Source organism: Porphyromonas sp. HMSC065F10 (genome assembly GCF_001808555.1).
In the GTDB taxonomy this organism is placed as follows: domain Bacteria; phylum Bacteroidota; class Bacteroidia; order Bacteroidales; family Porphyromonadaceae; genus Porphyromonas_A.
In genome coordinates this window covers 23,549-35,043 of record NZ_KV793802.1, presented here as the reverse complement: position 1 = coordinate 35,043, position 11,495 = coordinate 23,549, and the positions used below count along the sequence as shown (strand labels likewise).

The window sequence follows — 11,495 nt, the reverse complement described above, 5'->3', positions numbered from 1 at the left end:
ACGAGATGGCACAGCGACTGATTATCACTTCTCTTATTGATAAGCTCAAATGCGTCGCCACCTATCCGAGGGACTTAGAGATCCCCTGGACGCCTCTTTTTTTGGCGTATGGTGTGGGTCAGAGCTCGGGCTTTTCGTCGACCGAGTAGCCGTACATGGCGTCTATCTCTGGCGTGTAGCACTCGATGATGCGTGCCCGGCGGATCTTCATCGTCGAGGTGAGGAGGCCATTCTCTATCGAGAAGGGCTCTGTCAGCAGCACAAACCGCCTTACCTGCTCATAGTCGGCCTGCTCACGGAGCGTCGCATTGATATGCTCCTTGACGATCCTCTGCGCCTCCTCGTTCTCTGCCAGCTCCTTCGGATCGGTCGGCGCTCCCTCGCCCATCAGCTCGCTCAGCACCTTATAGTCCGGTACCACGAGAGCGGTGACGTAATTGCGCTTATCGCCTATGGTGACCACCTGGCTGAAGAGCTCGTCCTGCAGGATCTGCCCCTCGAGGAAGTTGGGGGCGATGTACTTCCCGTTGCTGGTCTTGTAGAGATCCTTCTTCCGCTCGATGTAGAAGAGGTTGCGCTTCTCATCCATCCTACCGAGGTCTCCGGTGCGGAAAAATCCATCGGCCGTGAAGACCTTCGCATTCTCCTCCGGGCGCTTGTAGTAGCCGGGCGTGACGGTATCACCCCGCACCAGTATCTCGCCCCCCTCCGACTCATCTATCCTCACCTCCACCGGGTCGATGACACGCCCCACGGAGCTGATCACGAAGTCGCCCTGACGGCTGAAGGATACCGATGCCGTCGTCTCCGTTAGGCCATACCCGTACATAATCGGGATGCCCATCGAGAGGAGCGATCGGTAGACATGCTCATTGAGCGCCGCACCGGAGGTTGGGAAGACCAGCCCCCGGTCGATGCCGAGCCTCTTCTTGATCGTGTGGAAGAAGATGTTGTCGTAAAACTTATACTGCAGTCTCCTCAGGAGGGGCGCTCTCCGTCCCGTCGAGATATACTTCTCCTGATAGGCGGTCGCCACGCTCATCGCCCTCCGAGCCACGCTCTGGAGCGACTTAGGCGCCTCACGCACATACTTCATCAGCCCCTGATGCAGCTTCTCCCAGAGACGCGGCACGCTGCACATAAAGTGCGGGTGCACCTCCTTGAGCGAGTGGAAGAGCGAGCGAGCATTTTCATTCACCGCTATGGTCACCCCGCACTGCAGACAGAGGAGGCTAAACATTTTCTCAAAAATATGTGCCAGAGGCAGGAACATCAGCGACACCCTGCCCGGCTTCATGCCCTCGATCACCAAGTGAGCCTTGATGGCCGTGATGATATTGCGCTGCGTGAGCGGGACTCCCTTAGATGTGCCGGTGGTACCACTCGTGTAGAGGATAAAGGCGATGTCGTCAAGGCTATAGTCTGCCATCCGCTCCTTGATCTCCGCCCGGTACCGCTCGTACTCGCCCTCCTCCATCTGCGTGAAGTCAGTCAGCCTGATGCCGTCAAAGGGTCTCCTCTCACTCGGCTCGATGCAGACCACCGTGCAGTCCAGATCCTTCACCACCTCGCTCACCATACTGTGCTGCCTGTCGTCGCCCACAAAGATCAGCCTGATCTCCGCCTCCGTCACGATATGGCGGATCTCTCCTGCAGCAGAGCTGGCATAGATGGGGATACTGAAGGCACGTATCTGCTGCACGGCAAGGTCGAGGGCGAGGAATTCCCCCTTATTCTCCGACAAGATCGCCACCCCTTCCTGAGGACGGATCCCGAAGCGGAGGAGTGCCGCAGCCATCCGGTGCGTCAGGTCGGCAAAGGCCTGCTGACTCATCTCATGCCACGTCCTGGAGGCATTATCGCGGATGAGTAGGCAGGGGGCCGCAGCCCCGTAGCGCTCTACATTAGCATCCGGCAGCTGACACAGCGGATATATCTCAGGTGTATGGCTCATAACTCTTATCAGATAGCTGAAGTATCGTTCCTGTAAAGGTGTCTCTCCTTACGCAAAACCCCTTACGGAGACAAAGATACACAAAAGTCCTATAGTGAGAATAATTTTCGCCCTTTCCCTTCTCCCAAGCTCCAATAGAGGTATCTCATTAGAGAATGTTGTACGAAGTGCCATTCTCGCACATTTGTTTCAAATGTGCTGAGACTTTGCATCTCATCCTTCGTGCAACAGTCTCTCCATAGGCATCGGTCGAGTGCGAAGCGGTGACCGATGTACCGAGACCCGCCATCGGTAGGCAGTAGACCCCGAGGCATCGATCTCTGCTGCGGATGGAGGATCCCGACAGGGATCCCCGCTTGATAGCCACAGGTCGAGCCGCACCAGCGGCGATGACCTGTGGACAAATCGACCTTCTTGACCTCGACCCCCTGCGGGTCGCACCGGATGCATATGGCTCCCTCAGCTACCCCGACAGGGCGTCGCACTTACCGGTCAGGCAACCCGTGCGACACCCTGGCGGGGTCGTGGGATGGCTTGCAACGCCCTGTCCACGGATCTTCGGGGCTACGCCCCTTGACCTGTGGCTAGGAAGCTGGCACCCCGGCAGGGGTGCTTCGTGATCAGGCGATCCCTATCCTCGAGGTTACAATGGAGGGCAAGTAGGTAGATAGCATAAAGGCACCCACAGGGGATGCATCGTTCCTCCACTCTTCACAGTGAGATGAATGGCCTCTGTACCACTCAAGTGCGTCACCCCTATACCCCTACCAAGCCTATTAGGCGATATGCCCAACAATCGCAATAGTTGCACTATTAACTATGGAAAAGTGTGATTTTTGACACTTTTCCGCACTTAATAGTGTATTTGGAAGAGTAAAATAGAGTGCTCACACAAGGGGAAAAATAGGTCCTGTGAGTCAGCCTATTCACTAATACCGATATTAGACAACTCTAATACCGATATTAGACTTCACTAATATCGGTATTAGAGAAATCTCTGAGGGAGGGTAGTTTTTCGCCCTCTCCTTTTTCCCCAACACGTCATTCCGCTCCCGCTCCTTTCATCCTATTATACCTTTTAGAGAGATAGACTTGATGTAATGCTGTAAAGGATGATGAGGAAGGGTGTGGAAAGTGTTGGTGAAACAGTCAGCCCCTCCGAGGAACTCCGTGCCCGAGCGACTTTGGCCGGTTGGTCAGAGTGTGAGTATGGCTGTGGAAAAGTGGTGCATAACTTCTGCACTAAAAGTTTGGCTATCCGGATTGCTTTCTGAGTTCCTTTTTTCGCTCACAATTGCAAGCAAAATCCGAGAAAAAGTTTTCCACACCTACTAACATCTTTTTCCCCTCTACTAACACTCTACCAACACCCCATGTTAGGATAAAAGAGGGGCGACAATGACCGGTGCAGATGGTGGATTTATCTACCTCTACAATTCTTCATTTGTGACCAGCACTGTATACTAAGATAAAATGGCAGAGTAACTCATTGTGATGAATACTCTGCCACTTATCGGGATGCTGATTATATCTATGGCTTTGTAGATGGAGATGTTGTGCAGTCCTTACAGCGACACGAAGATGATTGCTTGGTATTATCATCAAGCTGAATAAAGGGAAGCACCTGAGTCATAAATTGGGATATACCTCCTTCGTCTACAACTATTTGAGTATTTGTACGTCCTATATACTCGTTGTTCTCAACTGCTATAAGCTTAGAATTCAAAAATGAAAACTTATAGATTATTTCAGTCCATACTAAGTATGGGTGATCAGTTTGTGTCTTGTAGGACAATTGTTCGACTCTGCTTCCATCCTTATACTGCGCAAATGCCTTCTTGTAAGGGTTACCTAATATAAGCTTTACCTGCGCTGGACTATTTCCAATCTGTATGGAGTCAAACTTGCTGACAAAGTCATCGTTGTATATCATCTTTTGGCTCTGCTGAGTATAAGCGGAACAACTGAAGGACAATAACAACAGGCAGAAGAATAGTACTCTTTTCATATTAAGATAGATTGTTAGTGAATTAAATTATGGTGTGATGTCTGAGTCCTGTGTAGCTTAGAATGATTTAAGTAGTTCTGTATTTCGATTACAAGACAAATATATCTAATATAATCAAACGATACTATTTGTGTGAAGAGTTAGTGGATCGGTGCGATCAAAACTATGGAGTTACCTTTTTTCATCAGAAATACGCACGTGGACAAAAATGTAGGAAGCTTTGGATACCACACTAAATAATACGTTACATCTACTTACACACTACCAAGTAACCCTGCTATAGAGCAAAAAAAAGAGCCTACCCGTATGACTACGGATAGGCTCTATGTGTGTTATAGATAGGCGTCAGAGCTTGGCGACCTGCTCCTTGAAGCACTCTCCGCGGTGCTCGTAGTTCTTGAAGAGGTCAAAGGAGGCGCAGGCGGGTGAGAGAAGCACCACGTCGCCCTCCATCGGATGGAGACTCTGCACGAGGACAAAGGCCTCCTCCATCCCAGTCGCATCAAAGGAGGGGATAGGCAGGGGATCAAAGGTCTTGTGGAGCTTGGTGCTGTCGGTGGTGAGGTAGATCAGCGCCTTGCACTTCGCCTCCACGAGTGGCTTGATCTCCTCGTAGTCATTGCCCTTGTCGGTACCGCCGAGGAAGAGGATCGTCCGCCCCTCCGGCATCGCCTCGAGGGCGTGGCGGGTGGCATCGATATTGGTAGCCTTGGAGTCATTGATGTACTTCACCCCATGGAGGACGCGTGTAAGCTCCATGCGGTGCTCTATGCCGGTGAAGTCCTCCAGCGCCCCGGTGACGGTGCCATCCTCGAGGTCGGGGTCCAGCCCCAGGGCGTAGAGCACGAGGCAGGCGGCCATGACGTTGCAGGCGTTGTGGGGGCCCTTGAGCTGCAGGCGGGAGTAGTCAATGAGGCACTCCTTGCCACCCGAGAGACGGATGTGGATCGTGTCGCCCTCGAGGTAGGCGGCGGTGTCGGTGCGAGTGAGGGAGAAGGAGAGGTCGTGCGCCGGGCTTGGATCCCTGCGGGCGAGCATGGTGGCTGTCTCGGGATCATCGGCGAAGGTGATGGCGTAGTCCTCCTCGGTCTGGTTTTGGAATACCCTACCCTTGGCATCGGCGTAGAGCTCCAGCTTATGGTCGTACCGATCGAGGTGGTCGGGCGTGATATTCATCAGCACCGCGGCGTGCAGGTGGGTGTCGTACATATGGTCGAGCTGGAAGCTGGAGAGCTCCATGACGTAGACCTTGTGCGGGTCGCGGACGAGACACTGGGCGAGGGAGAGACCGATATTGCCACACGCCACCGCATCGATGCCACACGCCTGCAGGAGGTGAGCGGTGAGGGTGGTAGTGGTGGTCTTGCCATTGGACCCCGTGATGCCTACGAGGATGCTACCCTGGGCAACGTGCTGTGCGGCAAATTCGATCTCTGAGACGATCGGCACGCCGGCCTCAATGCAGCGCTGCACCACAGCGGCGCTGTCGGGGATGCCGGGGCTCTTGATCACCCTCGTGGCACGCTCGAGCTCGGGGAGGGAGTGTCCTCGCTCCTCGATCCGTATCCCATGCTGGAGCAGTAGGTCGCGGGTGGCATCGCGGAGCGTATTGCTGTCGGAGAGGAGGACCCTGTGCCCCAGTCGCTTCGCCAGGAGGGCGGCCCACATGCCACTTTCGCCCCCTCCCAGGACAATGGTGTATTCCATACTATATTATCTAAACTTAAGTGTCGCTATCGTCAGCACCGCCAGCACGATGCCTATGAGCCAGAAGCGGGTGGTGATCTTCGCCTCCGGGATCGGTCGGTAGGGCCGCTGCAGGAGGGCGTCTATACTGCCGTCACCGGGCTTCTGGTAGTGGTGGTGGAGGGGGGTCATCTTGAAGACCCTCTTCCCCACGCCGGTGCGTCGCTTAGTGTATCGGAAGTAGGTGGTCTGGATGATCACCGAGAGCGTCTCCACGAGGAAGACGCCGCAGAGGATCGGCAGGAGCAGCTCCTTGCGGATCACGATGGCAAAGATGGCGATGATGCCACCCAGCGTCAGGCTCCCCGTGTCGCCCATGAAGATCTGTGCGGGGAACGAATTGAACCATAGGAAGCCCGCCGTCGCGCCTATGAATGCGGCGGCAAAGACGACCAGCTCCTCCGCTCCGGGGATGAACATGACGTTGAAGTACGCTGCCATCTCGATATGGGAGGAGATGTAGGCGAGGATCCCCAGCACCACACCGATAATCGCTGAGGAGCCGGTGCAGAGGCCGTCAAGCCCGTCGGTGAGGTTGGCACCATTGGAGACCGCCATCACGATGAAGACGAAGAGCAGGCTGACGAAGATGATGGTGAAGAGCTCACTATTCTGCCCTATCCCGAGCCATGGTGCGATGGCGGAGTAGTCGAGGTTATGCCCCTTGACGAAGGGGATGGTGGTCTGGAGGGACTGTGTCTCTACGGTGGCAAACTCGGTCACCACCCTACCCTCCTCCAGCACCTGGCGGGCATTCTCCTTGATCACCACCGCCGGGGAGGTGAGGAAGACGAGCGCCACGAGCACACCGAGACCCATCTGAGCGACGAGCTTGTAGCGCCCAGCGAGACCCTCCTTATTTTTCTTAAAGACCTTGATGTAGTCGTCCGCAAAGCCGAGTCCGCCGAGCCAGAGCGTGGCGATGATCATCAGGATGATGTAGATATTGTCGAGCCGGCAGAAGAGCAGCGTCGGGATCAGGATGGCCGCCAGGATGATCAGCCCGCCCATCGTGGGGGTGCCCTTCTTGGAGAGCATACCCTCGATGGTGTAGGGCCGCACGGCATCGCTGATCTGCTTCTCCCTCAGGAGGGTGATGATCTGCCGACCGATGACGATGGAGACGATCAGGCTGACGATGACGGCAAAGGTGGCGCGGGTGCTGACGTAATTGAATACCGCCGACCAGCGGAGGTTTTGCGAGGCGAAGTAGTCAAAGAGGTAGTACAGCATAGGCTACTCGCTCCTGCGCTCCTCGTCCTCAAAGACTCGGTGCACCTCCTCCACGTCGCTGAAGTGGTGCCGTACCCCATTGATCTCCTGGTAGGTCTCGTGTCCCTTGCCGGCGATGAGGATGATGTCTCCCGGCTGAGCCATGGTGCAGGCGGTGCGGATCGCCTCACGCCGGTCCACGAGACGGAGTGTGGAGGCGAGCTGCTCCTGCGAGAGTCCCTCGCAGAGGTCCTCGAGTATCTGCCGCGGATCCTCGTCGCGGGGGTTATCCGACGTGAGGATCAGCAGGTCGGAGTACTTCGCTGCGGTGGCGGCCATGATGGGTCGCTTGCCCTTGTCGCGGTGCCCTCCCGCCCCCACGACGGTGATGACGCGTCCGTGGTGGACTCGCTGCAGGTCGGTGAGCGTGGTGAGGACGTTATCCAGCGCATCGGGTGTGTGGGCAAAGTCGACCACCGCATAGTATCCCCGCTTGGAGGCGAGGGTCTGGAAGCGTCCCGTCACCGCCGTCAGGGTGCTGATCTGGCGGAGGGTCTCCTCCTTAGGTGCCCCGAGCAGTCGTGCCGTACCGTAGACGGCGAGGAGGTTGTAGGCATTGAAGGCGCCGACCAGTCGCACAGAGATCTCCTCCCCGTCGATGATCAGGTCCGTCCCGTCGAGATGCTCTTCGAGGAGCCGTCCCTTATAGTCGGCACTCCGCTTGAGCGCATAGGTGTGGACCTGGGCGCGGGTATTCTGCACCATCACCATCCCATTCGTCTCATCGAGGTTGGTGAGGGCAAAGGCCTCCTCCGGCAGTTCGTCAAAGAAGATCTGCTTTGCCCGGAGGTAATTGGCGAAGGTCTTGTGGTAGTCGAGGTGGTCCCGGGTAAGGTTGGTGAAGATCCCGCCGGCAAAGGTGGTCCCACCGATGCGGTGCTGGTGGATCGCTATTGAGGAGACCTCCATGAAGGCGTAGCTGCAGCCTGCCTCCACCATCTCGTGGAGGTACCTCTGGAGTGTCAGCGCATCGGGTGTGGTGAGGTGGCTCGGTGTCGTCTCATCGTCGATGCGGACGCAGACGGTGGAGATCAGCCCCACGCGGTAGCCCAGCTTGCGGAAGAGCTCATAGAGGAGTGTGGCGATAGTGGTCTTGCCATTGGTCCCGGTGACGCCGACGAGGCGGAGCTTGTCGGACGGGTGGTCGTAGAGATTGGCCGCCACATCTCCTAAGATCACATCGGTGTGCTCGACGCGTATGTAGGCGATCCCGGGGCGATAGTCGTCGGGGACGGTCTCACAGATGACCGCTGCGGCACCGCGGTCGAGTGCCTGATCGATGAATCGGTGTCCATCGGTCACCAGACCGCGCAGGGCGACGAAGAGGTCCCCCTTGCCCACGGAGCGCGAGTCGGCGCAGATCTGCCCGATCTCGATGCTGTCCTCCCCGGCGATCAGCTCGTGGGGGACGCCCCGCATGATTTTACTGAGTTTCATTACCTATTGTGAGATAAAGTGATGATTTTATGACTTTGGCTCTCCGAGGGTGAGGCGGATCGCTCCCCTACCCCTCAGAGGGGTGCCGGGGGTGAGCGTCTGGTGGAGGATGTACCCTCCCCGCCCGCTGCAGGTGACACTCAGCCCGAGCGTCTCGCAGAGGTAGAGGGCATCGGAGGTGGCCATACCGACGACGTTGGGCATCGTATTCATCCGTATGCTCAGGTCGCTGAGGCGCCGGAGACTATCCTCAGGGAGGTAGCCGACCCAGTCAGCGCTCCCCTTGGGTCGCTTGATCCCCGTCATGTGAGCCGCCCTCTCCACACCGCTGCGGAGTCCTCCGCCCATGACGTGGGTAAAGACGGCTGTGGAGTCGCTCTGCACATCGCGGAGGCGGATCTTGTGCTGGGTGGCGCTCACCTGCTCGGCTATGCTGCGGATCACCGCACCGGGGGCGGCGGAGAGATTGCCTTTATAGGGTGCGTTGATCACCACCATACAGGAGTACTTAGGCTTCTCGGCCGGGAAGTAGGCGGCAAAGGAGTAGCGGTGCCGATTATTCATATACCGTCCCGCCGCATCGATGCACTGGGCGGTGCCGGACTTGCCGGAGACGGTCACATTGGGCGTATTGATTCGCTTCCCCGTACCCTGGATCACCACGCCTCGGAGTATGCTCTGTAGGGAGTCGATGGCCGCTCGTCCGGCGATCTGCTTATTGATCACCTGCGGCTCACGCTCGTAGTAGGTGCCACCCTCGCCGGTGACGCGGGAGACGAGATAGGGCTCCATCATCTTGCCCCCATTGGCAACGGCATTGAAGAAGCGGAGCGTATAGATCGGAGGCATCTGGACGCTGTAGCCAAAGGAGACCCACGGCAGAGTACCCGGTCCCCAGTCCTTGATGTCTGCCACCCGGGCGACGGCGGTCCCGGGGATCTCCAGTCGTATGGGGGAGAAGATATTCATCCCCATAAGCTTATTGTAGAAGTCCTCCGGCCGCTTCTCAAATCCCTTGAGCACCGTCTTGGCGACGCCGACGTTGGAGGACTGATACATCGCCTCCCGCACCGTGACCCGACCGAAGCCTCCCGCCTTCCAGTCCACGATCGTCAGCCCCTTGCGGTAGGTGTAGCGCCCGCTACCGGTATCGACGGTGTCGCTCGGTGTGACGTAGCCCTCGTCGAGGGCGGTGAGGATGGAGATAGCCTTGAAGGTCGAGCCCGGCTCCAGCAGGTCCGCCAGTGCGTGATTGGTCCGCTCGATGTAGTGTCCCTCACCCGCCATATCGAGATTGGAGAGCGCCTTGATCTGCCCCGTCGCCACCTCCATGACGATGGCGCAGGCCCAGGTGCCACCATACTCCTCGAGGGCGCTGCGTAGGGCCCGCTCGGTGATGTCCTGTATGGTGACGTTGATCGTCGTGTAGACGCTCATGCCGTTGGTGGGGAGCTTGATCGGGTCGCGGATCCAGCGTGGAGGGACAAAGATGAAGGCATCCAGCCCCTGCTTCCCGCAGAGGACGGAGTCAAAGGCGAGCTCCAGGCCGCTACTGCCGTGCGTGATGCCGAGGCTGTCGGGGTCGCGCCGGAGGCTGCCGATGGTGCGCTGGGCGAGCGAACCGTAGGGGCGTATGCGGCGGATGTATCGGGAGGTGGTGAAGCCGGAGACATTGCGATTGCGGGTGCGGAGGTAGGGCATCCGGAGCATCTCCTGCAACTCGCTGTGGGTCACCTCGCGCGTGGCGACGGGCCATGAGCGGCTCCGCTTACTGTACCCCTGCATCAGGTGCTGTCGATAGCTGGCGGCGGAGCGGTCCTTGAGGAGGCTGGATAGTTGATAGGCGAGGCTGTCGACATTGGCGGTGAAGAGGCTGTCTACGAAGCCACCGGCACGGAAGTCTATGCGGGTGTCGTAGTAGGGGACGCTGATCGCCAGTGGGTGGTCCTCATCGGAGTAGATGTTTCCCCGGAGCGGCTGGGAGGGCTGATTGGCGCGGCGCATATTGGCATTGAGCTTACGCCATGCCGGGGCGTCTGTCGTGGCGGTGAGGAAGGTCTTGCCAAAGACGAGCAACGCCGCCACCAGCAGCATCCCACCGATGATCTTGTAGGTCCGGTAGGACTGCCGCAGTCTATGCTCCTTCTGCTCCTCCTGACGGGATAGCTTTTTCTCTCTCTCTTCCTCCATCTATATCCACACACTCCCCGGGCTTTACCGGTCGATGATGATGGGAGGATTCTTGGGGATGGAGATGTCGAGCCCCTCCTCGCTGACACGGCTCTCTATGGCGGATAGGCGACGGGCACCCATCAGCGTCGAGGAGGTGGATACGTACTCCATCCGCAGCTCGGTGATCTCCCTGTCGAGCCGGTCAACCTTGCTCTTTTGCCGCAGGCTGTGGTACGAATTGAAGATACTGACGAGGCAGAAGAGTGCCAGCGCGACCACCCAGCGGAGGGCGTGCGTGTTCATCGAGCGAACCAAGTACTTCCCCTCCCAGAAGTCGCCTAAGCGGTCTAAGAAGGTCTGACGATTGAGCCTAAACTTTGGCTTCCTTGCCCTATTCCTCTCCATCTTGATTCTATTTGTAGCAAAGGTAACTATTTCGCCTTACAATGAAGCGCCCTACCCCACGAAAGGCAGGTGACGCAACAGCCATTTATCTCATCGTGAAGGATTGGGGAAAGAAGCAGCCACAAGTGTGTCGCACTATCAAGTTTGCCTGGGGAATGCGATGCCCAGAGGGGGCGCCTGGAAAGAGGATTTCTGCTCGGCGACCCGCAAGGGGTCGAGGGGATCAAGGTAGGTATCGGCACATCGGTCATCCGCAAAGCGGTGACCGATGCCTATGGAGAGAGCACCCTTCGGGTGCCTCACGACTTGTCCGACTTGTCCGACTTGTCCGACTTGTCCGACTCGTCCGATTTGAGGTCATCACAGAGAGAGACGTCCTTTTTATCTGGAGCACCGCCCCGCCTGACTGAGCAGGGGGGACGCATTTGAGCAGTGCAGAAGCCAGTCATCTCATCGTGAAGAGTGGAAGACGAAGCACCCCGACAGGGGTGCCCGTTTTTT

Annotated in this window: 7 protein-coding genes; all 7 read right to left on the bottom strand. The window is 57.4% G+C overall.

The annotated features are described in order from the left end of the window. Window positions 1-118 precede the first annotated feature (118 nt). The 7 genes from HMPREF2890_RS07000 to HMPREF2890_RS06970 all read right to left on the bottom strand — a co-directional run bounded on the left by HMPREF2890_RS07000 (window position 119) and on the right by HMPREF2890_RS06970 (window position 10,994). Window positions 119-1,954, bottom strand: coding sequence for an AMP-dependent synthetase/ligase (locus HMPREF2890_RS07000; protein WP_070467021.1), 1,836 nt, complete (start codon window positions 1,952-1,954; stop codon window positions 119-121). Between the two features lie 1,531 nt (window positions 1,955-3,485). Further along, the gene (locus HMPREF2890_RS09190) at window positions 3,486-3,962 is read right to left on the bottom strand and encodes a hypothetical protein (protein WP_070467019.1); all 477 of its coding nucleotides are present in this window, start codon (window positions 3,960-3,962) and stop codon (window positions 3,486-3,488) included. A 345-nt stretch (window positions 3,963-4,307) separates the two neighbouring features. Further along, window positions 4,308-5,669, bottom strand: a complete 1,362-nt coding sequence (murD, locus tag HMPREF2890_RS06990; protein ID WP_070467017.1) for a UDP-N-acetylmuramoyl-L-alanine--D-glutamate ligase — start codon at window positions 5,667-5,669, stop codon at window positions 4,308-4,310. A 6-nt stretch (window positions 5,670-5,675) separates the two neighbouring features. Then, complete coding sequence (mraY, locus tag HMPREF2890_RS06985; RefSeq protein ID WP_070467015.1) at window positions 5,676-6,941, bottom strand: phospho-N-acetylmuramoyl-pentapeptide-transferase; 1,266 nt, start codon at window positions 6,939-6,941, stop codon at window positions 5,676-5,678. Window positions 6,942-6,944: 3 nt separating this feature from the next. Next, complete coding sequence (locus HMPREF2890_RS06980; RefSeq protein ID WP_070467013.1) at window positions 6,945-8,417, bottom strand: UDP-N-acetylmuramoyl-L-alanyl-D-glutamate--2,6-diaminopimelate ligase; 1,473 nt, start codon at window positions 8,415-8,417, stop codon at window positions 6,945-6,947. Between the two features lie 27 nt (window positions 8,418-8,444). Continuing rightward, window positions 8,445-10,607: a penicillin-binding protein gene (locus HMPREF2890_RS06975; protein ID WP_070467011.1), complete on the bottom strand. Its 2,163-nt coding sequence runs from the start codon at window positions 10,605-10,607 to the stop codon at window positions 8,445-8,447. A 24-nt stretch (window positions 10,608-10,631) separates the two neighbouring features. Continuing rightward, the gene (locus tag HMPREF2890_RS06970; protein WP_070467009.1) at window positions 10,632-10,994 is read right to left on the bottom strand and encodes an FtsL-like putative cell division protein; all 363 of its coding nucleotides are present in this window, start codon (window positions 10,992-10,994) and stop codon (window positions 10,632-10,634) included. Between the last annotated feature and the right edge of the window lie 501 nt (window positions 10,995-11,495).

What these genes read in the sequence shown, in the direction of transcription:
- murD (WP_070467017.1), bottom strand. Translation starts at nt 5,669, where the DNA reads ATGGAATACACCATTGTCCTGGGAGGGGGCGAAAGTGGCATGTGGGCC.
- mraY (WP_070467015.1), bottom strand. Translation starts at nt 6,941, where the DNA reads ATGCTGTACTACCTCTTTGACTACTTCGCCTCGCAAAACCTCCGCTGG.
- HMPREF2890_RS06980 (WP_070467013.1), bottom strand. Translation starts at nt 8,417, where the DNA reads ATGAAACTCAGTAAAATCATGCGGGGCGTCCCCCACGAGCTGATCGCC.
- HMPREF2890_RS07000 (WP_070467021.1), bottom strand. Translation starts at nt 1,954, where the DNA reads ATGAGCCATACACCTGAGATATATCCGCTGTGTCAGCTGCCGGATGCT.
- HMPREF2890_RS06970 (WP_070467009.1), bottom strand. Translation starts at nt 10,994, where the DNA reads ATGGAGAGGAATAGGGCAAGGAAGCCAAAGTTTAGGCTCAATCGTCAG.
- HMPREF2890_RS09190 (WP_070467019.1), bottom strand. Translation starts at nt 3,962, where the DNA reads ATGAAAAGAGTACTATTCTTCTGCCTGTTGTTATTGTCCTTCAGTTGT.
- HMPREF2890_RS06975 (WP_070467011.1), bottom strand. Translation starts at nt 10,607, where the DNA reads ATGGAGGAAGAGAGAGAGAAAAAGCTATCCCGTCAGGAGGAGCAGAAG.